The organism is Klebsiella oxytoca NBRC 105695 (assembly GCF_001598695.1).
Classification (GTDB): Bacteria; Pseudomonadota; Gammaproteobacteria; order Enterobacterales; family Enterobacteriaceae; genus Klebsiella; species Klebsiella oxytoca.
Map to the genome: position 1 here is coordinate 152,165 of NZ_BCZK01000001.1, position 22,268 is coordinate 174,432.

The following is a 22,268-nucleotide window of genomic DNA, read 5'->3' on the forward strand; positions in this document are numbered from 1 at the left end:
GGGAGATCGAAATGAAACTACGCCTTGCCGCACTACTGGCCTGCATGGCGCTCAGCGCGCCGCTGGCCGCCCAGCAGTTTGATACCATCAGCTTTGGCGTCGATGGCGGCTATCCGCCGTTTGACGTACTGGCCCCCAGCGGTGAAATTACCGGTTTTGATATTGATATCGCCAACGCGCTGTGCACCCAGCTAAAAGCCAAATGCGTTTTCGTTAAGCAGCCGTTCGAAAGCATGATTGCCGCTCTCAACGCGCATAAGTTCGATGCCATTATCGCTTCGCTCAATATGACCGATGCGCGTAAAAAGGAAGTGGACTTCACCGACCGCTACTACCGCAGCGCAGCGCAGCTGGTGGCGCGCAAAGGTAGCCCGCTGCTGCCTGAGGTCGCCAGCCTGAAAGGCAAGACCGTCGGCGTCCAGACCGGTTCCACCCATGAAGCGTTTGCGAAGGCTAACTGGGCCAACCACGGCGTGAAGATCGTCAGCTACGCGAATCAGGATAACGTCTACCTTGACCTGCTCTCCGGACGTATTGACGCCGCTTTGCAGGATAATATCCAGGCGGCGACCGGCTTTATTGATACCCCGCGCGGGCAGAAATTCGCTTTTGCCGGTCCGGTCATTCAGGACGGCGGCATCTCTTCCGATGTGGGGATTGCGGTGAATAAAGATAATCCGGCGCTGCGGGATGCCCTGAACGGCGCTATCAAGGCTATTCGCGCCGATGGCACCTACGACGCTATCCAGAAAAAATACTTTAGCTTTGATATTTATGGCAAATAAGCCGTGAAGGCGAGGGCGCAGGCGCTGGCTTGCGCTCCTTTACGGCACCCGTGGAAGGCTGAACATGGTCGCAGACTATTTACCCTTACTGTTACGCGGCGCGGCGCTTTCGCTGTGCGTGATGCTCTGCTCATTGCTGGTCGCGCTGCTGCTGGGCCTGATCAACTCGCTGGTTAAACTCTTTGGCCCGCCGTGGCTGCGCCTGTTTTCCACCGCCTACACCACCCTGGTACGCGGTATTCCCGAGCTGGTGATTATGCTACTGCTGTTTTTCGGCGGCGAGATGCTGGTTAACCTGCTGCTGGCAGCGGTGGGGCTGGGGCCGGTGCGCTTCAATACCTTTTTTTCCGGCGTGCTGGCGATTGGCTTTGTGTTCGGCGCCTATTACACCGAGACCTTTCGCGGCGCATTTCTGACCGTCGATCGCGGGCAAACCGAAGCCGCGCAGGCCTACGGAATGCGCCCGTGGACGGTATTTCGCCGGGTGATGCTGCCGCAGATGCTGAGCTTCGCGATTCCCGGGATCAATAATAACTGGCTGGGGCTGATGAAAGCGTCGGCGCTGGTGTCGATCCTGGGTCTGGAGGACATGGTATGGCTGGCCGAGCAGGCCGGGCGCGCTACGCAAAAACCGTTCCTCTTCTATTTCCTGGTTTCCCTGATTTATATGGTCATTACCGCGCTCTCCAGCTGGTTGTTTAGCCGCCTGGCGAAGCGTTATGCGCTGCGTTCTTCCACGGCGGGGGCCGCGCTATGAATCTGCAAACCTTTCTCGATGCGATCCCGAGCTTTATCTGGAGCGACGGCAACGGTGCCGCCAGCGGGCTGGCGATAACGGCGGAGCTGTTTTTGCTCTCCATCGTTCCCGGGATGGCGCTGGCGATTGCGATGGCGGTGGGGCAGGTGTACGGCCCGCGCGCGCTGGCGCTGCCCATCCGTGGTTTTACGTATTTTTTCCGCAGCACGCCGCTCTATCTGCAACTGATGCTGATTTACTACGGCCTGTCGCAGTTCGATATCGTGCAGACGGGTTGGATGAACGATCAGCCGTTCTGGCTGCTGTTTCGCGATGCGACCTTCTGCGCCACGCTGGCGCTGGTGCTGAACACCTCCGCTTACGTCGCGGAGCTGCTGGCGGGGATGATGCTGACCTTTCCCCGTCAGGAGTGGGTTGCCGGAGAAGCCTACGGGATGGGGAAATGGCAGATTATTCGTCGTCTGGTGCTGCCCGCGACGCTCAGACGCGGGATCCCGGCGCTGAATAATGAAATGGTCTTTTTGCTCCACGCCACCTCGCTGGCCAGCACGGTAACCCTGCTGGATATTACCGGCGTGGCCCGCGCGTTCTACGCCATGACCTGGTCGCCGTTTATTCCGTTTCTGATGGCCGCGGCGCTCTATCTCCTGTGCACCTTTCTGCTGATTTTCGCCTTTTCCCGCGCCGAACGGCGCTGGCTGGCGTTTATCCGCCGCGGCTAATCAGGAGCGCTTAATCGCCTGGAGTTCGGTCAGAGTAACGATTTTATCAACGTGAAACTTTTTACTGGTCAGCCAGCTATCCGCCAGCTGGCAATAGTGTGCCATGCTGCGACAGCCGATGCGTACCAGAAAGTCGAAGCTGCCGCTCACCAGCCAGCAGTCCAGCACTTCGGGCGTCTGGCGCATCTCCTGTTCAAACACCGGCTGCGAGCGGCCGTGGTCGGCCAGGGCGATTTGCGCCTGCACCACAAACGCATGCTCCGGCTCGGGCAGTTCGATAATGGCGCTGTAGCCGCGAATGATGCCGTCACGCTCGAGGCCGCGCACGCGTTCCAGACATGGACGCGCGGTGAGATTTACCTGCTCCGAGAGCTTCTGATAAGAAATGCGGCCATCCCGGCGCAGGATTTCAAGGATCTTATGATCGATACGGTCAAGCCGGGTTTTCTTTTCCACAGATGGGACGTCCAATGAAAATTAAACACGATACATTACCTCAACATGCGCTCGGTGGGCAGCGGCAATTAAGCCATTTTCATTTCGGCGCGCCCGGCGCCGGCGAGAAAGTCTATCTGCAGGCGGGGCTGCACGCCGATGAAATTCCGGGCATGCTGGTTCTGCATTATCTTAAAAGATTACTCAGCCAGGCGGAACGACGGGGCGAGCTGCGCGGTGAAATTATTATGGTGCCGGTAGCCAATCCGCCGGGGCTGGCTCAGCTGCTGCTTAACAGCGGCATTGGCCGTTTCGATCTGGCGAGCGGGCGCAATTTCAACCGCGACTTTCCCGATCTGGCGGCGCTGGCGCAGCCCTGGCTACCCGCGGAATCGCCCGCTACGCGCGCCGAATATCTCCAGCAGGTGCGCGATGGCATGCAGAAGGCGCTGGCGGCGCTTCCCGTGGCAAGCGAGGTTCAGGCCCTGCGTCAACATCTGCTGAGCCTCGCCTGCGATGCCGATCTGGTGCTCGATCTCCATTGCGATGACCAGGCGATTTTGCACCTTTACGCCGATCCGGCCTGGCAACGCGAGGCGAACGTACTGGCGGCTTTTCTCGGTATTGGCGCCGTGCTGCTGTCCCAGGAGAGCGGGGGCAACTCGTTTGATGAGGCCTGCGGCCTGCCGTGGCAGCGTTTGAGCGCGCTAAACCCGGCGTGGGGCCCGCAGCAGCCCGGCTGTATGGCGGTGACCGTCGAGCTGCGCGGCCAGCACGAGGTGAATCACGCTACCGCCTGCGACGACGCCGAACGTATTTACCGTTATCTGCAGTACCGCGGCGTGCTGGCGGGCGACAAGCCTGCGGTGCCGCAGCAGGAAACGGTGATGCTGCCGTTTGCTGCCGGAGAGATTGTCACCGCGCCGGCGACCGGCATCCTGGTGCCGCTAAAACAGCCGGGCGAATGGGTCGGCGCCGACGATGTCGTCGCGGAAATCATCGACCCGCTGACCGATATGGTCAAAGCGGTGCGGCCGACATCGGGCGGGCTGATTTATGCCAGCCGGCGGGCACCGTTTGTCACGCTGGGGGCGGAAATAATGAAAATCGCCGGCGAGCAGCCGTTCAGCGGCGGCGGCGGGCTGGCGATGTAAGCGGACAGCATCCCTGAGCGTATTTTTGCCCGCCGTCGGCCGTGGCGGAATGAACTTGCTTGATGCACGTCAACGAGCATATCAACTTTTACTATAAAAACTAAAAAAAGAGTTGTAACCCCGTCTGCTTTTATTCAATTTATGTGATGAATGTTTGGTGTGCTCCAATAAATAAAATATATGCACATTGATAACAACACGTTAAATAAATCAGGGGTTAATTTTTGTGGCAAGTGCAAACAAACTCACGCTGTTCATCGTTATCTTTATGCTGTTGGGGATCCTCTCCGGCGCGGCCATTCACGCATACGCCGCGCAAACGACCATAACCGCATGGTCTGAAAATATTACGCTGCTGACCGACGTATTCCTGCGCCTGATTAAAATGGTGATTGCGCCATTAGTCTTCAGTACGCTCACCGTCGGCATTATGCGGCTTGGCGAAACGGCTACCATTGGGCGGGTCGGCGGTAAAGCCATGGTGTGGTTTGTTACCTCTTCGATTCTCTCCATTCTGGTTGGGCTGGTGATTGTTACCCTTGAGCACCCCGGCGCCGGGTTGAATCTGGCAATTCCGAAAGAGTCGGTCGATACCGGCCTGGCGGTGAGCGGGATGAGCCTGAAAGGCTTTCTGACGCATACTATTCCGACCAGCATTACCGAAGCGATGGCCAACAACGAAATTCTGCAAATCGTGGTGTTCTCGATGTTCTTCGGCATTGCCGGGGCGTCGCTGGGGGAGAAATTCAACGCTCCGCTGGTGGCGGCCCTGAACGTGGTTTCCCATATTATGCTGAAGGTCACCGGGTACGTGATGTACGTGGCACCGCTGGCGATTTTTGCCGCCATCTCTTCGGTTATCGCCTCGCAAGGGCTGGGGATCCTGCTTAACTATGCTTCGTTCATCGGCGGTTACTACGTTGCAGTGCTGCTGACCAGCATGGTGCTGCTGGCGGTGGGATATATGGTGCTGAAAAAAGAGGTTTTTCGCCTGCTTAATATGCTGAAAGATCCGGTACTGGTGGCGTTTACCACCAGCAGCTCAGAAGCTGCCTATCCGAAGACCCTTGAGCGCCTCGTGGAGTTCGGCTGCTCGCGTAATATCGCGTCGTTCGTGCTGCCCATCGGCTACTCCTTTAACCTCGTCGGCTCGATGGTGTACTGCTCGTTTGCCGCGATGTTTATCGCTCAGGCCTACAATATTCATCTGAGCTTTAGCGAGATCACCGTGATGATGCTAACCCTGATGCTGGCATCAAAGGGAATCGCTGGGGTGCCGCGCTCGGCGCTGGTGGTGCTGGCCGCGACCATCCCGAGCTTCAATATTCCGGTGGCGGGTATTTTGCTGCTGATGGGTATTGACCATTTTCTCGATATGGGGCGTTCCGCGATTAACGTGCTGGGGAATGGGATCGCGACGGCGATGCTGTCAAAAAATGAAGGTCTGTTGCAGGAAGAGGTCGCGGAAGAAGAAGCCGCGGCTCAGCAGGTCGAGGCCTGATCGTCGTGCGCCCTCTCTGACGGGGGCGCGCTTCGTCATAAAAAAGAGGCCCCTAACAGGCACGCAAGGGGCAATGTGACGAAGTAACAGATTCCTCGATAAAGACGTTTTTCTTATGGCTAAAAACACGCTACGGTATTTTCATATCAAGGAACCAAATCATGTTACTGCTGCGCGTAACACCAGAGTAGATATTTTTCATCTCACTGATATTTTTTCGGATTCCCGACCCTTACAAGCCGTCAAATTCCTAATTTTATCGCGCATAGTGTTACTCAGTTCCGGCATATTCGCGGGTTTACCAGCGCTCTTTTAACAAATTAATAAACTGGAAAAAGTCATAATGGTTATTGAGGCGATATTTTTCCATGATTTTACTTTTGTGCCAGGTGATGGTTTTGGGCGTGACTTTGTGCAGGGCGGAGATTTTACTGATATCAAAGCCATGAATAATTCCGGAGGCGACGGCAACCTGCGATTTTGACAGCATTTTGTGCGGGCAGTTGCTGCAGACTATCGCCGAGTCGGCCCGCCGGGCCAGAACCAGACCTTCGCACTTTCTTAGCTCCTGGGCAAGGATGGCCAACATCCTGTCAATATTAACTAATTTTATCGACACGAAAATAACCCCTTTCAGGCAGTTAACAATCAGTTCCTGCTCCGGGAGCTGGTCGTAGCTGTGCAGTATAATAACTGAGCTATCTGATTTGCGATTTTTTAGACTGGTATTACACAGGTAGATTTCACCGGGGAGAACCTCGGCGATAATAATATCCTTATCAAAAAAATCATTTTTCTTATACGAAAAGCTGACGTGCAGATGACCGTCGCGGCGGGTGAGCTCATTGACCATGGAAGCCAGCGATTGCCGCAGAAAAGTGTTGCTGGTATTGATTGCGATGTTTATTTTTTTCATGGCGCTAGTTCCCTGTAAATCAACATAACGCCATGTTGCGATCAATCCTCCGGGCGTATGCGGTGATTGTTACTGTGCAGATAATTTATTATTGGTGTCGCCTGAGTTATTTTCTGCGCGAAGAGTGCTTGGCTGAAAACGGAAATTTCTGTTTTCTCCTGTCGCGGATATAAGAAATAAGACTATATACCGAAATGCAGAGGCAAAATATGCACAGTAATAAGGCTAACCATGTTTGCATGGCCATGATGGATATCCTTTAATTAAATTTTCAGGTGTTAAAAATGTACATCCCAGGCACGAGAATATTTTTATTCTCTTCTTTAAACCGTGCCGGCACAGGCGAACGGACAGCGTACAGCGGGCGGCCAGCGTTCAGGCTGTGCTGAATTTGACCACAGCTGGTTAGCCTGAGGACGCTTTGAATCGGTACGCTCCCGATGCCATGTCAATGTAAGAAAATTCTTAATATGCTGTCAGTCTCATTTCTCTCATTCCTCTCAAAAACTGAAAAAAAGTGATCAAGAGGCGGAGGAATGAAAAACTATCCGCCATGACGCCGCCGCAAAGATGCAATGCCTGGTGAGGCCGGGTCGGCAAATATCAGGAAAGAAACGCCAGACCTTTGCCAAAAATAGCGCGAATCGGCAGGGCCATGCCCTGAAGGCGGGCCTTGTGGCGCAAGCGGCTGACGACGACATCGATCCGGTGCAGTTCCGGTTCGCCTTCATCGGTGAACAGAGAGGCGTGCAGGTCAACTTTGCTGCACACTTCATTGCGGTTGCGCATTAACAGTTCCAGCAGACGGTACTCCTGCTGCGTTAGCGGCAGGATCAGCCCCGATGGCGCAATCAACTGTTCGCTTTGTAATATCCAGGTGGAAGAGGCTGACCGTTCCGCTGATATCGTCGGCGCGGTGGGCTGGGGCGCGGATTGCTGGCGGAGACGGGCGCCAAGCGCGTGAATGCTCTCCGCGAGGTCGGAAAAGTTGACCGGCTTGATGAGATACAGGTCGGCGCCGGCGTTCAGCGCCTGCAGGCGATCCTGCTCATGGCCTCTGGCGGTGATGACGACCAGTCCGAAATGGCCAATTTCATGCAGATAATCCAGCACGCTAAATCCGTCTTCTCCCGGTAAACCGATGTCGATGAGCACGATATCAACCGGATCGCGATGCAGCTGCCGCCAGAAGGCTTCAGCGCTGCGCACGCCCCATGCATCGAAGCCGCGATGGCGTAAAAAGGCCAGCAGTTCGTCGAGTAAATCAGCGCTATCTTCAACGATAGCGACGCGTAATGTCATGATTTGTCCTTCTGCTGTCCATCCAGCGGCAGTGTGAGCGCAAATTCGCACCCGTCAGCGGTATTTTTCGCCAGGCACAGCTCCCCCCCGTGGGCCTGTATAATTTGTCGGGCGACGTACAGACCCAGGCCGGTGCCGGCTGGCGTGGTCGTATGGGTTTCGCCGCGTCGATAGCGCTCAAAAATATGCTCAACCTGTTCAGGCGCGATGCCGGGGCCGCGATCGCCAATGCGTATTTCAAACCCTTTTTGCAGGCGATAAATCTCGATTCTTATTTCACCTGATGCCGAATATTTGACTGAATTATCGAGCAGATTAGCGATCGCAATACACAGCAGCCCGCTATCAATAAACAGCACCGGCGAAGGCGATTGCGGCCCGACAGTTTGCCCTTCGCAGATGACATGTAAATAATGATTCAGCGACAGATCCACTACCGTGGCGGCGGTATAGATAACCGGCAGCAGCTCCGCATTCTGCCGGTCGGCGTGCAGGTCTCTGGAGGAAAGCCGGGCATCGGCGAGGCAATTATCGGTGAGCTGCACCAGGCGGGTGGTCGCTCGCTGCATACGATCGAGGCGCGCGCTCTGCGTGGACACAGTGGGGCACAGGCGCAGATTTTCCAGCGCCGCCTCGAGGATGGCCAGCGGCGTTCTGAACTCATGCGCCACCATCCCCATAAACTGGCGCTGGTGGAAACTGGCCTCGCGTTCAATTTGTAACTCTCTCGCCAGCTGCTGCTTGCGCATCAGGGTACGGTTTTCCGCCCGCACCCGCAGTACAGCGATGATCAGGACCGTGACGATATGGATGATCAGCGCATACTGCCAGGTGGAATAAACCCTGGTATGAAACGGAATCACGCCGTGTACCGAGAGCAGGGCCAGCCCGGCTGACACCACGTAAACCGGCGGCAGCAGCCCGAGCAGCAGCGTATTCATATCAACCGCTTTACGCCGCCACAGCATCCATGAGGTGATCAACAGCACCGGGGAGGCGATAAAAAATATCCCCGCTTCAATTTGCATTGCCCGGCCGTAAAATCCCAGCGGAATGCTGATTTGCAGCGCAATGTTTAAGCCGATCGCCGCCAGCAGCAGTTGATGCAGCCGCGGCATGTTCTTCTTCAGATCGAAGACCTCGCTATGCAGCCACAGCGCGGTGGCATAGCTTACCAGCGACAGGCAGCTAATCATGTAATCCTGAACCGGCAGAAGGGCGTCGCCGAATAACCATTCCGGGTAGCCATGCAGGGCCGCGACGAGCGGATAGTTCAGCGAAAACAGGCAGATCCCCCACAGCAGACGTCGGCGCAGCGCAACGGCAAGCCACAGGGCGATGCCGCTGGCAATGACCGCCAGACCGAAATAGAAACTCCAGAAAGCGGTATCGAGGGTGGCCGAACGGACGAATTCCTGCGGCGATGAGAGCGTCGCCAGCAGGATCAGGGTGCTGCTGCTCTGCAGACGGAAGACCATCTCGTAACCTGCCGCCGTGGGCGGGGGCGCTAAAATCAGCACGCTTTCGCGGTAGTCGAGGTCGCTATCGCGGGCTGGGGCATGGTCGCCAAACTCTTTTTGTTTCCACGGTCTATCGCTGCCGTAGGGGCGATAATAGACGGTTAAACGATCGATAAACGGTGGGCCAAGCTGCAGCCAGCGCTGCTCGCCGGAAAAATAAGCCGCCGGGAGTGACGTGCGCAGCCAGAAAGTTTTTTTTGAATACCCAAACGACGGGATCAGCGACGCCGTTTTTAGCGCCTCTTGCGGTAGCGCAAGAAAGGCGTCGAGGGACATCCGGCCGCTGGCGTCGGCGTACCAGTCAACGGGAATATCGATACCCAGCTGACGGACTTCCGCGCGCGCCGGCGTACACATCTGCAGGGCCATAAGGATGCTGCACCATGCCCAGAAATGCGGTCCACGGTGCCTGCGAAGAACATCAAAAAAAGCGCACAAACGATTCAATTACGCCCCCTTGCGGCATGGACTAATCAATCCGTACGGTATAAACGCGCCGGGGCTCTGCGGCTGGCACAGACAACTCTCCGGAATCCGGGAAATAAAATTACAGGGCTGGACAACGCAGCATTCTGCTGGTGCCGCAGATATTATTCCAGCGTTATCTGCAAGCCGGGTAACTGGCCAGACCTGCCGTAAGAAGATTCGCAATCAATGTTAACGTATGAGGGCGGGTCATAATAAGCAAGTGGAAAATTCAAACAGCGCATAGGGATTTATGATGTGCTGCCGTGAAGGTGCATGGAGTTATATACCATTAGCAATAGATTATTTAATCAGCGCATATAAAAGCAGGTGCTTATATTAAGCTTTAATGAATGTCGGGAGAAAAGATGGTAATAAACCCTACCTGTCGCCAGGGCCGAGGGGGCAGCGATCGCACGGGGCGTCAACGCCCGCCGGGGCGCCCGTGATAAATAACGCATTCAGGCAATCAGGGCCGCAAAGTCTAGAGACGCGAATCCTGCAGGCGCAAAAAATTAGACAAATATGGTTATATATTGCTCATTGATGAAGTAAAAATATTATTCACAGGCGGAATGTCAGAATTTAGATGCAGCTAATTTCAAGAGATGCGTATTTTATGCGGTTGAAAAATCGCCCTGACGTTCCTTAAGTATGAATAATAGCCGTCGTTTATCAATGTTTTGGTTATTTATATCAAAGAATCAGCGGTCGACTGTGGTTATGTTGGTTATTCCGCCTGGAGAAATGACCAGGTTAATCATTGACTCGTTGTGGAAGGGGACCTTACAGGATGACGACGAAATCGCTAACGCTTTCTTTGGATGAACAGCAGTCTATTCCTTTGGGTACGGTGGCGGGAACGCTGGGCCACCTCGGCATGGATATCCGTCCGCTGGCGTCTTCAGGCCTGTGCAGTTTCGACCCCGGCTTTGCTAATACCGCCGGCTGCACGTCGGCTATCTCCTGGATCGATACCGAGAACAGCGTTCTGCTGCACCGCGGCTATCCGGTCGATCAGCTGGCTCGCCAGTGTGACTTTCTTGAAGTGGCCTGGATTCTGCTGCAGGGCGATGCGCCTGATGAAGCCAGCTATCAGGTGTTCAAAAATACGATTACCCGCCATAGCCTGGTGCACGAGCAGATTGCGCGGATGTGCGGCAGCTTCCGCCGCGACTCGCATCCGATGGCCTTAATGTGCGCCCTGGTCGGCACGCTGGCGGCGTTTTATCACGATGTGCTGGACGTTGAAAACCCGGAGCACCGGGCTCTGGCCGCCACCCGCCTGCTGTCGAAAATGCCGACGCTGGCGGCGATGAGCTACAAGTTCTCTATTGAGCAACCGGCGCAGTATCCACGCAACGATCTCTCTTATGCGGGCAATTTCCTGCATATGCTGTTTGCCATCCCGGCGGAACCGTACCAGCTGAATCCGGTGATTGAACAGGCGATGAACCAGATCCTGGTGCTGCACGCCGATCATGGCCAGTGCGCATCAACCACCACCGTTCGGGCGGCGGGCTCTTCCGGGGCGAACCTGTTTGCCTGTATCGCCGCAGGGCTCGCTTCGCTGTGGGGGCCGACCCACGGCGGGGCTAATGAAGCCAGTATGCGGATGCTGGAGGAGATTAAAACCGTTGATCAAATCCCTGCGTTCCTGAGCAAAGCGAAACGCGACCCGCAGGCGTTACGTCGTCTCGGATTCGGTAACTCTCGCTACCGTAACCTCGACCCGCGAGCCGCTATTTTGCGCGAAACCTGTCACCGGGTGCTGGAGGAACTGGGGATGTGCGATATGCCATTGCAGGTAGCGATGGCCCTCGAAGAGGTGGCGCTGACCGACCCGTACTTCGTGGAAAATGGCCTGTCGCCGAGCGTTGATTTCTATACAGCGGTGATCCTCAAAGCGATGGGGCTGCCTTCATCCATGTTTGTGGTGATCACCGCCGTTGGCAGAACGCTCGGCTGGGTGGCGCACTGGAACGAAATGCACGAAGCGCCGCTGAATATTTATCGCCCGCGGCAGATTTATACCGGTGAAAAGAGGCGGGATTACGTTTCGCGGCGCGAAGGGCGCTGAGAGGAGGCGGCAATCGGGGGGAGTGAATCCGGCTCGCGCTGCGCTAAGCCGGGCAACAAACTCACTGCGTCCCGTAGTCCGGGAACGGATGGTTAACGAAATACCACCTGCGCCCAGCGGGCCAGACCGGCGGTGACCGATCCAAAATCATCGCCGCCGGCAACCGGAATACCCGGCAGATGGGCTGCCAGCGCTTTTTTAATCAACGGCGAGCGAGCGCTGCCGCCGGTCAGGTAAATCACATCCGGCTGCTCATTGCTGTTATCCAGCGCCAGCTGAACCTGCTCCATAATGCGGGTTAACGGCTGATCCAGCGCGGCTTCCAGCCCCTGCTGGCTGATAGCCGTGGCCAGCTCATCGCTGATAAACGGCAGATCGGTTGTCACGGTCGGCTGCGCGGAAAGGGCGATTTTACTCTCTTCCGCGCTACGCACCAGACGGTAGCTAAGACGCTGACGCCACACCTTCAGCAGCAGCGCGACCTTCTCGCTATCGCGGGCGCTGCGCAGCAAATCGTTAAGCAGACGACCATTGGCGGCGCTGTAAAAATCGGTCTGCGCCGGAACGTCGTTAATCGCCACCGCATTCCACCACGGCAGAATCGGCAGCGCGATACCTTTTTCCGTATCGCCGCCCATGCCCAGCAGCGGCATCAGGCATTTAAAGGCCAGGGCGATATCCAGGTCGTTACCGCCGACGCGGCAGCCGCTATGGCCGAGCAGGCTTTGCTGGCGATCGGCTTTTTCCCGCCACTGCGGCCCCATCAACAGCAGTGAACAGTCGGTAGTCCCGCCGCCGATATCGACGACCAGCACGCGTTTTTCTTCGCTCAGCGTCGCTTCGAAATCCAGACCGGCGGCGACCGGCTCAAACTGAAATACGACGTCGCGAAAGCCCGCGCGCTTTGCCGCTCGCTCAAGAATTCCCTGCGCCTGGGCGTTGGCGTCATCGCCGCCCAGCCCCTGGAAGTTAATCGGCCGTCCGATAACCGCCTGGTCGATGGCGTCCGGCAGCTGCGTTTGCGCCTGGAGTTTGATGTGCAGCATCATGGCGCAGACTAAATCTTCAAACAGCGCAACCTGCTGCGGCTTGAGCCCGCTGGCGCCGAGGAACGATTTCGGCGACTTCACGAAGTAAACTTCTTCCGGATCGTCAACGTACTGATGCAGCGAAGCGAGGCCAAACTGCACGCTGTTGCTGAGTACATCGATATCTTCCTCACGATTGAAGCTTATCGCGCGGCGCAGCAGCGCCTGGTTTTCATCACCGTTGGGCGGGACGTCATGATGGCGGTAGAGCCACTCGCTGACCGCTTCGCGGGTCGGCGCGCAAAGCATGGACGGCAGCAGTGAACTGCCGTTTTCCAGCGTCAGCAGCTGCGGTGTATTTTCGCGCATCACCGCGACCGAACAGTTAGCGGTACCGTAGTCAAAACCAATATACATAGCCTGCAAAATCCCCATGCCGGTGAAGAAGGGGGGCGACTTTAGCGGATCGACGGCACTGCGACAACTGGAATTTAAAAGCAAGGCGCGTCCGGCGCGGAGCCGCTATGATTGAAACGCTAAAAAGGAGAAATGATGACGCTGCTACCCTGGAATCCCCCCTACGACTGGCATTGGATGTTCAGCTTTCTTGGCGCTCGTGCGGTGCAGGGGATTGAAACCTTCGGCGACGATGGCTATCGCCGCAGCTTTGCCCTTAATGGCTGCGCCGGGCTGATTACGGTGATGCCGGATGAGGCCGCGCAGGGCATGCGGGTGACGCTTTCCGCCGGACTGCAGCCGGTGGCGGACGAGTGCCTGATGCGGGTGGGGAGATTGTTGGACTTATCCTGTGACCCGCAGCAGGTTGCCCTGACGCTGGGGGCGCTCGCGCGGCCGAGGCCGGGGCTGCGTTTGCCGGGCTCTCTCGACCCGTTTGAGCAAGCGGTACGCGCGGTGCTGGGTCAACTGGTCAGCGTGGCGATGGCGGCAAAGCTCACCGGGAAAGTGGTGGCCGCCTTCGGAGAACCGCTGGCCGACGCGCCGGGTTTTTACCTGTTTCCCGGCGCGCAGCGGCTGGCGCAGGCCGACCCGCTGGCGCTAAAGGCGCTGGGCATGCCCCTGCGGCGCGCGGAGGCGCTGGTACACCTGGCGCGGGCGGCCATCAGCGGCGATCTCCCGCTGGTGGCGCCGGATAATATCGACGCCGGCATGAAGCAGCTGCAGACGCTGCCCGGCATAGGCCGCTGGACGGCCAACTATTTCGCGCTGCGCGGCTGGCAGGCGCCGGATATCTTTCTGCCGGATGATTATCTGATTAAACAGCGTTTCCCTGGTATGACGCCGACCCGTATTGCGCGCTATGCCAGCCGTTGGCACCCCTGGCGCTCTTACGCTTTACTCCATATATGGTATACGGAAGGCTGGTCGCCGGAGCCGGAATAGACCCGAGCGGCGCTTAGCACTGGTATCGACGCGCTGAAATCCCTATAATTGCGGCGTTTGGCGGTCAACCGCCACCCTTCCTACATTCCCAGGTTAATCAGGTCGCAAAAATTTATGACTGATACGTCTCATCAGTGCGTCATTATAGGCATCGCCGGCGCATCGGCTTCGGGCAAAAGCCTTATCGCCAGTACGCTTTATCGTGAATTACGTGAACAGGTCGGCGATGAACATATCGGCGTTATTCCGGAAGACAGCTATTACAAGGATCAAGGTCATCTGTCGATGGAAGAGCGGGTAAAAACCAACTATGACCATCCGAGCTCCATGGATCATAGTCTGCTGTTTCAGCATTTACAGATGTTAAGAAACGGCCAGCCGATAGAGCTGCCGGTGTATAGCTACGTTGAGCATACCCGTATGCCGGAAACCATTCACATTGAACCGAAGAAAGTCATCATTCTGGAAGGGATTCTGCTGCTGACCGATGCCCGCCTGCGCAACGAACTCAGTTTCTCCATATTCGTCGATACCCCGCTGGATATCTGCCTGATGCGCCGCATCAAGCGCGACGTTAACGAGCGCGGGCGGTCAATGGATTCGGTGATGGCGCAGTACCAGAAAACGGTGCGCCCGATGTTCCTGCAATTTATCGATCCTTCCAAACAGTATGCCGATATTATTGTGCCTCGCGGCGGTAAGAACCGTATCGCCATCGATATACTGAAGGCCAAAATCAGTCAGTTCTTTGAATAACACCAACGAATTGTGTAACGTGCAAAGAGAAGCCAATTTGCCCTTACCCCCGGAAGGCGTAGGGGCGCAATGCCTTAAAGGAGAACGTTCATGCGTCTGTGCGATCGAGATATAGAAGCCTGGTTGGATGAGGGCCGGCTGGCCATTAATCCGCGCCCGCCCATTGAGCGTATTAACGGCGCGACGGTCGATGTTCGGCTGGGAAATAAGTTTCGCACTTTCCGCGGCCACACGGCGGGATTTATTGACCTGAGCGGCCCCAAGGCGGAAGTCAGCGCGGCCCTGGACCGGGTGATGAGTGAAGAGATTGTTCTGCCGGATGGCGAAGCGTTCTTTTTGCATCCGGGCGAACTGGCGCTGGCGGTAACCTATGAATCAGTCACTCTGCCACCGGATCTGGTCGGCTGGCTTGACGGGCGCTCTTCGCTGGCGCGTCTGGGCTTGATGGTGCACGTGACCGCACACCGTATCGATCCGGGCTGGTCCGGCTGTATCGTTCTTGAGTTCTATAATTCAGGTAAGCTGCCGCTGGCGCTGCGTCCAGGGATGCTTATCGGGGCGTTAAGCTTTGAGCCTTTATCCGGGCCGGCTCTACGTCCTTATAACCGCCGCGAAGACGCGAAATATCGCGATCAGCAGGGCGCGGTAGCGAGTCGAATCGACAAGGATTGATAATTTTAGCGGTTTGCTGAGGATGCCATGAGACGAATTCTGACCACGCTGATGATCTTACTGGCGGTTGTTGTCGCCGGTCTTACCGCGCTGGTATTGCTGGTCAACCCCAACGATTTTCGCGCCTATATGGTGAAAGAGGTAGCGGATCGCAGCGGCTATCAGCTCGAACTCGATGGTCCGCTGCGCTGGCACGTCTGGCCGCAGCTCAGCATTCTTTCAGGCCGCATGAAGCTGACCGCGCCGGGCGCGGAGGAGCCGGTTATCCGCGCGGATAACATGCGCCTCGACGTCGGGCTGCTGCCGCTGCTTTCTCATCAGCTGCAGGTCAAGCAGGTGATGCTGAAAGGCGCGGTGATCCAACTGACCTCAAAAACCGAAGCCGTACGTAGCCAGAGCGCACCGGTTGTCCCGCACGACAACACGCTGCCTCAGGTGCCGGAGGATCGCGGCTGGTCATATGATGTCGAAAAACTGCAGATTGCCGACAGCGTGCTCTTCTTCCAGCATGAAGATGGCGAACAGGTTACGGTGCGCGATATCCGTCTGCAGATGGAGCAGGATGACAGCCATCGCGCGACGGTCGATTTTTCTGGTCGGGTGAACCGCGACCAGCGGGATTTGGCGCTCTCCTTCTCCGCCCGGGTGCAGGGCGGCGACTATCCTCACTCTTTGAAGGCTGATTTTTCACAGCTCAACTGGCAGCTTCGCGGGGCAGAACTCCCGCCGGAAGGGATGAGCGGCCAGGCCAGCCTGCAGGCGAGCTGGCTGGAAGATGCCAAAAAGCTCAGCTTCGATAACCTGAACGTAACGGCAAACGGCAGCACGATTACCGGCAGCGGCAGCGTTGTGCTGGGCGATCGGCCTGACTGGACGCTTAACCTTCATGCGGGCACGCTGAATCTTGATAACCTGCTTTCGCGTGGCGCTGCAGCCAGCAATAATGGCGTCAACCAGCAAGGCCAAAGCCAGACCCGGCAGCTCCGCCCGGTGATTGCCGATAACGATTTTCAGCGGGATTACAGCTCACTGCGCGGTTTTAACGCGCGGATGACCCTGGCGGCGGACCAGCTGCAGTGGCGGGGCATGAATTTTACTCAGGTTAAAAGCGATATCAGCAACCAGCAGGGGCTGTTGACCATTAACCAAATGCAGGGGAACCTGGACGGCGGACAGCTTTCGCTTCCCGGCTCGCTGGACGCGCGCGGCGAGACGCCGCATGCCTCGTTTAAGCCTCAGCTCGACAACGTTGAGATAGGCACGATTCTGCAAGCGTTTGATTACTCGATTAACCTCACCGGCAAGCTTTCGCTGACCGGCGAATTTTCCGGCGACAAGATTGATGCTGATGAATTCCGCCGCAGCTGGCAGGGGCAGGCGCAAATTCAGATGAAGGATACGCGCACGGAAGGACTTAACTTCCAGCAGCTGGTGCAGCAGGCCGTCGAGCGCAGTACTAACGTTCAAGCCCAGGAAAATTACGATAACGCGACCCGACTCGACGACGTCAGTACCGAGCTGCAGCTGAATAACGGACTGGTTACCTTAAAGGGTCTGCAAGGGCAGTCTGAACTCATGGCATTGACCGGTCAGGGCGAGCTTAACCTGCTGAAAGAAGAGTGCGATATGCGCTTCAACGTTCGGGTTCTGGGCGGCTGGAAGGGTGAGAGCAAGCTCATTGACCGTCTCAAACAGACCGCGATCCCTCTGCGTATTTATGGCAACTGGCAGACGCTGAGCTACAGCCTGCAGGTGGATCAGATACTGCGTAAGCAGTTGCAGGATGAAGCTAAAAAGCGGCTTAATGAATGGGTCGAACGCAATAAAGATACCCAGGATGGTAAGGATGTGAAAAAGCTGCTCGACAAACTATGAGTCTGGCAGCGGTCACGGGGTATTGAGGATTCGCGTCAAGTTCGGGAAAGGTATCACTCTTTGTCGGGCGGGTAAGGCGCCAGCCGCCGCCCGGCATAAACTGGGGCGCCTTATTAAAGCATCATCTGCATTATGAAATTGCCGGGCTACACTCCGGTGCGCCAGCCTGCGAAAGCTGATGGCCCTTTGTCGGCCGGGTTAAGCGTCAGCCGCCACCCGGCTTTAATTTCAGCGCACTATCAGCCACCGTTTTGTTACGTTACCTTTCGCCCGGCTTTTTAAACTTCACATATGAAGGCGCTACACTTCATAGTCCAGTTCATCTTCTTCCTGCGCCGGCGGCACAATCAGTACTTTTTGCACGCGATGGCTCTCTACCTGCAGCGTGCGCAGAACGTAACCGTCAATATTCACCTCTTCACCTTCCTGCGGAACATGCTGCAGATACTCCATCAGCAGACCGGCGACGGTATGGTATTCCCGCTTGTCATCCAGCGGCAGGGGCACGTACTGGACCAAATCTTCCAGCGGCATATGTCCATTAACCGTCCAGCTATCGTCACTGTTTTTGTGAATATCATGGCGAGCGTCTATCTCTTCCACCTCATTAGGCAGATTACCGGCGATGGTCTCCATCACGTCGCTGAGCGTTACTATCCCCTCTACGGAACCGAACTCATCGACCACAAAGGCAAAATGGGTTCGGGCTTTACGGAACTGCTCCAGCGCAGGAAGCAGCGGCAGCGTTTCCGGGAACACCAGCGGCTGACGGATCAGGGCCTGCAGATCGAGCGGTTCATTACGCAGCGATTGTTGCAGAAGATCGATCACGTGCACGACGCCGAGCATATCTTCGTCATCATTGCCGCCGGTTACCACCAGGCGGGTATGCTGATTTTTGTCGAGTAAGGCGCGAATCTCTTCTTCCGGAGCGCTGAGGTCAATATGTTCAATATCATGGCGCGAGGTCATTATGCTGCTGACGGTGCGCTGATTGAGATTGAGAACCCGCTCAATCATCCGCCGTTCCTGAGGATTAAACAGCGGGTTATCGTCACGGTCGGCAACCAGCGAGGCAGTATCGCTATCCAGCTCGCTATTGTCCTTGCGGCCGCTCAACAGGCTCATCACCGCTTCAGTGGTTCTCTGACGCAGCGTCAGGTTGGCCGAAAGAAAACGATGGCGGTTAAAAATCGCCAGCTGATTAAAGGACTCGATCATGACCGAGAAGCCAATCGCTGCGTACAGGTAGCCTTTCGGAATAGGAAAGCCGAAGCCTTCGGCAATCAGGCTAAAACCAATCATCAACAGGAAGCTCAGACAGAGAATGACGATGGTTGGATGACTGTTAACGAAGCGGGTCAGGGCTTTACTGGCCATCAGCATCAGGCTAATGGCAATAATTACCGCCGCCATCATCACCGCCAGATGGTCAACCATGCCGACCGCGGTAATAACCGAGTCGAGGGAGAAGATGGCGTCCAGCACCACGATTTGCGCGACCACTCCCCAGAATTTCGCGCCTTTGCGCTGAGTGGGATTATTGCTGTCCTTCCCCTCCAGCCGTTCATTAAGCTCAACGGTGGCTTTGAAAAGCAGGAATAAACCGCCAAACAGCATGATCAGATCGCGAGCGCTAAAACTCAGATCGTGCCAGGTAATCAGCGGTTTGGTGAGCGTCACCAGCCAGGAGATTGACGCCAGCAGCAGCAGACGCATTACCATTGCCAGCAGCAGGCCGGTGACGCGCGCGCGGTCTCGCTGAGCGGGAGGAAGTTTTTCCGCGAGAATGGCGATAAAGACCAGATTATCAATACCAAGTACCAGCTCAATAACGACAAGCGTTATGAGCCCGGCCCAGATCGAGGGGTCGGCAATCCATTCCATATTTAGTTAAAACCTTTACAACCTAAGAGTGCCATGTACAGATCATGGATAAGCTATAGTTAAAATGCAATATTTTCTGCGGCGATTTGCTCGCGGTCAAAATCCGCGCGCCGATGAGTCCCGCTATTAATATAATCAGTTGTTCAGAATATAACCTTATTTAACCATAAGCTTATAGGGTTCTACTTATTTGCTCTGGTGCGAATTTTCATCAATAACAACCGCCAGCATCTGCCGGATGAAAAGCCAGGTTTTATGGATGTAAGCGAAGCGGCCGCGCAGAATATCGGCGCAGAAAACCTGGATTGAGCACACGGGCAATGGAAAACTCTATCAATAGATTTGATGTATATAACAGCACTTTCCGGGAATTTAGATTTTTATACTACTTAATGTCGTGGCTTGCGGCAGATCAATTTTTGCTGGACGATATTGTGAGGGTTATATGTGATGCAGAACAAAAAAAGCCATAGTGAAGACTATTAATCGCCTGCAGCATAGGCTGGATCTATATGGGGATGGCCGCCACTGAGGTTGAAGTCAAGGATATGGCCTGTTTCGCTGAAATTTAGCCGTTTTTGTGTGCGAAATAATTTTATATTCAATATAAGCGATTATTTTGGCTAATTTTATGATTTTTTGCAGTCACTTGTTCTGTGTCAACTCTTGTTGAAAGATAACAAGGTATCAAATGGGAAATGATGGACCAGCGATGAATGTCATTACGCCGTCTTATGGTTAATAGCTAATAGATAGCTGGCATAAGTCTTTGTAAGTATGAGTAATAATGTCTGTAAAGTTGCGTTTGAGAATTTTCTTAAATCGACCTATTGGTCTGTAGATTTTACGTGTATTCTTAAATTCAGCATGTAATTTCAGAATTTGACGGACAGTATGGCAGGTATCAAGCGTGTATCATCATGGATAAATGCCAGTGATACATACAATCTGACAGGAACTAAAGATTAATAACCATACGGGTGGATATGAAAATGGTGAGTTTGAAAGCAGTTATACCGGTAGCAGGACTAGGGATGCACATGTTGCCCGCCACCAAGGCCATTCCGAAAGAGATGCTGCCGATCGTCGACAAGCCTATGGTGCAGTACATTGTTGATGAAATTGTAGCTGCTGGCATCAAGGAAATTGTGCTGGTTACCCATTCATCCAAGAATGCGGTAGAAAACCATTTCGACACCTCCTATGAACTGGAAGCGCTGCTGGAGCAGCGCGTCAAACGTCAGCTTCTGGCCGAGGTACAGGCTATTTGCCCGCCAGGCGTAACAATTATGAACGTGCGCCAGGGTCAGCAGCTGGGTTTAGGTCACTCCATTCTTTGCGCGCGCCCGCTGATTGGCGATAACCCGTTTGTGGTGGTGCTGCCGGATATCATCCTTGATGATGCCAGCGCCGATCCGCTGCGTTATAACCTTGCCGCTATGGTCGCGCGTTTCAATGAAACGGGTCGTAGTCAGGTTCTGGCAAAACGTATGGAAGGCGATCTTTCCGAGTACTCGGTCATTCAGACCAAAGACGCGCTGGAAACGGCGGGTCAGGTGGCGCGCATCGTCGAGTTCATCGAAAAACCTGATGAACCGCAAACGCTGGATTCAGACCTGATGGCAGTAGGGCGCTATGTGCTTTCTGCTGATATTTGGCCGGAGCTGGAGCGTACTGAACCCGGCGCATGGGGCCGTATTCAGTTAACCGACGCCATTGCTGAACTGGCGAAAAAGCAGTCGGTTGATGCGATGTTGATGACTGGCGAGAGCTACGACTGCGGGAAAAAAATGGGCTATATGCAGGCCTTTGTTAATTATGGTCTGCGTAACCATAAAGAAGGCGCAAAATTCCGCGAGAGCATTAAGAAGCTGTTAGCGTAATTTTGCCATCAGCAACCTAAGCGTACGAGGGTAAGCGGTTCGCATGATCTGATGATGAACTCAGGGATTCGGGACCGTTTACTCTTTTTAATACAATACGTCACGCTTTAAGGCTTGTGTAGAAAAACAAAGGGTTAGATTTTGCTTTGTTATATTGTATCGTTGAAAAGTGCGGTAAAGGTTCGGAGACTTCTGGTAGTCGAATAACATGTCGCATGGTGAAATGGTGTGACTAGCAAAATTTCATCTTTGCTGATAATTACTTACTAAGATTTTTCTTATGTAAATAGCCCTGAGTCAAGTTGTCAGACAAAAATAAAACTTGACTGAGATCATGTTTGCGCATTAAACAACGGTCATGCATGCATATAAATGTGAAGTGACTGATTGTGTATGCCCACATAAATGTCGCGGAAATGACGTTACGGACTGGAGAGATCGTCAAAGGATGAAAGGTAAATGAACTGGCAGGTTGTCACTTTTTTTGGCGATAGCACCGTACTGTTACCCAGTGCGGCCGTGTTGTTTATCGTTCTTTTTCTGCGCAAAGATTCAAAGCAGGTCGCCTGGCACTGGGCGCTGCTGTTCGGCATCACTGGCGCCATTGTCTGCGCATCAAAACTGGCATTTATGGGTTGGGGTATTGGGATTCGCGAGCTGGACTTCACCGGCTTTAGCGGGCACACCGCATTATCTTCAGCTTTCTGGCCAATTCTCTTATGGCTGCTGTGCGCGCGTGCTACACCAGCTCTTCGTATTGCTTCTGTCGTATTTGGTTATGCATTAGCCGGTTTGGTCGGCTATTCCCGCCTGGTGATCCACGCTCATTCAACGTCTGAAGTGATTGCCGGTTTACTGCTGGGAACCGCAGGCAGCGCATTGTTTCTGCTGCTGCAGTCGCGCACCCGCGGCACTCATACAGCGCAGTTATCATGGGGAGGGCTGGCAAGCGTGGTCATCATCCCGGCTCTGCTGTTGAATACCGGCGCTAAGGCGCCAACGCAATCGCTTCTGGGTGAGATCGCAGTGAAGCTTGGCCCGCTGGATAAACCTTTTACACGGGCCGATCTGCACAAGCGCTTTTACTGACGCAGAGGCGACCGGGAAAGGTCATGAATTCAGACAGGCG

Annotated in this window: 19 protein-coding genes; 12 read left to right on the plus strand and 7 right to left on the minus strand. The window is 55.0% G+C overall.

Going from position 1 to position 22,268, the window contains the following annotated elements; genetic code table 11:
- Positions 1-11 precede the first annotated feature (11 nt).
- The 3 genes from KO1_RS00615 to KO1_RS00625 all read left to right on the plus strand — a co-directional run bounded on the left by KO1_RS00615 (position 12) and on the right by KO1_RS00625 (position 2,264).
- Complete coding sequence (locus KO1_RS00615; protein ID WP_004103731.1) at positions 12-785, plus strand: ABC transporter substrate-binding protein; 774 nt, start codon at positions 12-14, stop codon at positions 783-785.
- A 64-nt stretch (positions 786-849) separates the two neighbouring features.
- Positions 850-1,542 carry an ABC transporter permease gene (locus tag KO1_RS00620; RefSeq protein ID WP_004103729.1) on the plus strand — a complete coding sequence of 231 codons (693 nt, stop codon included), beginning with the start codon at positions 850-852 and terminating at the stop codon, positions 1,540-1,542.
- Complete coding sequence (locus KO1_RS00625) at positions 1,539-2,264, plus strand: ABC transporter permease (protein ID WP_023321298.1); 726 nt, start codon at positions 1,539-1,541, stop codon at positions 2,262-2,264. Before KO1_RS00620 ends, KO1_RS00625 begins: the two co-directional genes overlap by 4 nt.
- On the opposite strand, the gene KO1_RS00630 is transcribed toward KO1_RS00625, so the two are convergent.
- Entirely contained in the window at positions 2,265-2,720 is a 456-nt protein-coding gene (locus KO1_RS00630) for an Lrp/AsnC family transcriptional regulator (protein ID WP_004103726.1), read from the minus strand.
- Positions 2,721-2,734: 14 nt separating this feature from the next.
- Here KO1_RS00630 and KO1_RS00635 point away from each other — a divergent pair, with 14 nt between their 5' ends.
- The gene (locus KO1_RS00635; protein ID WP_049102285.1) at positions 2,735-3,853 is read left to right on the plus strand and encodes a succinylglutamate desuccinylase/aspartoacylase family protein; all 1,119 of its coding nucleotides are present in this window, start codon (positions 2,735-2,737) and stop codon (positions 3,851-3,853) included.
- Between the two features lie 226 nt (positions 3,854-4,079).
- Positions 4,080-5,354 (plus strand): dicarboxylate/amino acid:cation symporter, encoded by a 1,275-nt coding sequence (locus KO1_RS00640; protein ID WP_004113990.1) that lies wholly within the window; start codon positions 4,080-4,082, stop codon positions 5,352-5,354.
- A gap of 298 nt (positions 5,355-5,652) precedes the next feature.
- Here KO1_RS00640 and KO1_RS00645 read toward each other — a convergent pair whose 3' ends face one another.
- The 4 genes from KO1_RS00645 to KO1_RS00655 all read right to left on the minus strand — a co-directional run bounded on the left by KO1_RS00645 (position 5,653) and on the right by KO1_RS00655 (position 9,539).
- Entirely contained in the window at positions 5,653-6,270 is a 618-nt protein-coding gene (locus KO1_RS00645; protein ID WP_004103721.1) for a helix-turn-helix transcriptional regulator, read from the minus strand.
- A 106-nt stretch (positions 6,271-6,376) separates the two neighbouring features.
- Positions 6,377-6,517, minus strand: a complete 141-nt coding sequence (locus tag KO1_RS27940; RefSeq protein ID WP_145986174.1) for a small membrane protein — start codon at positions 6,515-6,517, stop codon at positions 6,377-6,379.
- Between the two features lie 356 nt (positions 6,518-6,873).
- Positions 6,874-7,572: a response regulator transcription factor gene (locus tag KO1_RS00650; RefSeq protein ID WP_004103720.1), complete on the minus strand. Its 699-nt coding sequence runs from the start codon at positions 7,570-7,572 to the stop codon at positions 6,874-6,876.
- Positions 7,569-9,539: a sensor histidine kinase gene (locus KO1_RS00655; protein ID WP_064406802.1), complete on the minus strand. Its 1,971-nt coding sequence runs from the start codon at positions 9,537-9,539 to the stop codon at positions 7,569-7,571. Before KO1_RS00655 ends, KO1_RS00650 begins: the two co-directional genes overlap by 4 nt.
- A gap of 811 nt (positions 9,540-10,350) precedes the next feature.
- On the opposite strand from KO1_RS00655, the gene KO1_RS00660 reads away from it, so the two are divergent.
- Positions 10,351-11,637, plus strand: coding sequence for a citrate synthase (locus tag KO1_RS00660; RefSeq protein ID WP_004113987.1), 1,287 nt, complete (start codon positions 10,351-10,353; stop codon positions 11,635-11,637).
- A 92-nt stretch (positions 11,638-11,729) separates the two neighbouring features.
- Here KO1_RS00660 and yegD read toward each other — a convergent pair whose 3' ends face one another.
- Entirely contained in the window at positions 11,730-13,082 is a 1,353-nt protein-coding gene (yegD, locus tag KO1_RS00665) for a molecular chaperone (RefSeq protein WP_024274463.1), read from the minus strand.
- A 135-nt stretch (positions 13,083-13,217) separates the two neighbouring features.
- Here yegD and alkA point away from each other — a divergent pair, with 135 nt between their 5' ends.
- From alkA to asmA, 4 genes are all read left to right on the plus strand, one after another.
- Positions 13,218-14,066, plus strand: coding sequence for a DNA-3-methyladenine glycosylase 2 (gene alkA / locus KO1_RS00670; RefSeq protein ID WP_004113986.1), 849 nt, complete (start codon positions 13,218-13,220; stop codon positions 14,064-14,066).
- A 114-nt stretch (positions 14,067-14,180) separates the two neighbouring features.
- Positions 14,181-14,822 carry a uridine kinase gene (gene udk, locus KO1_RS00675; RefSeq protein ID WP_004103715.1) on the plus strand — a complete coding sequence of 214 codons (642 nt, stop codon included), beginning with the start codon at positions 14,181-14,183 and terminating at the stop codon, positions 14,820-14,822.
- Between the two features lie 90 nt (positions 14,823-14,912).
- Positions 14,913-15,494 (plus strand): dCTP deaminase, encoded by a 582-nt coding sequence (gene dcd / locus KO1_RS00680; protein WP_004103714.1) that lies wholly within the window; start codon positions 14,913-14,915, stop codon positions 15,492-15,494.
- Between the two features lie 27 nt (positions 15,495-15,521).
- Complete coding sequence (gene asmA / locus KO1_RS00685; protein WP_004103712.1) at positions 15,522-17,369, plus strand: outer membrane assembly protein AsmA; 1,848 nt, start codon at positions 15,522-15,524, stop codon at positions 17,367-17,369.
- Between the two features lie 300 nt (positions 17,370-17,669).
- On the opposite strand, the gene KO1_RS00690 is transcribed toward asmA, so the two are convergent.
- Positions 17,670-19,256: a TerC family protein gene (locus KO1_RS00690; protein ID WP_004103710.1), complete on the minus strand. Its 1,587-nt coding sequence runs from the start codon at positions 19,254-19,256 to the stop codon at positions 17,670-17,672.
- A gap of 986 nt (positions 19,257-20,242) precedes the next feature.
- Between KO1_RS00690 and galF the strand changes: the two genes are divergently transcribed.
- Complete coding sequence (gene galF, locus KO1_RS00695; protein WP_016809217.1) at positions 20,243-21,139, plus strand: UTP--glucose-1-phosphate uridylyltransferase GalF; 897 nt, start codon at positions 20,243-20,245, stop codon at positions 21,137-21,139.
- A 459-nt stretch (positions 21,140-21,598) separates the two neighbouring features.
- Complete coding sequence (locus tag KO1_RS00700; RefSeq protein WP_024274461.1) at positions 21,599-22,228, plus strand: phosphatase PAP2 family protein; 630 nt, start codon at positions 21,599-21,601, stop codon at positions 22,226-22,228.
- Positions 22,229-22,268 lie beyond the last annotated feature (40 nt).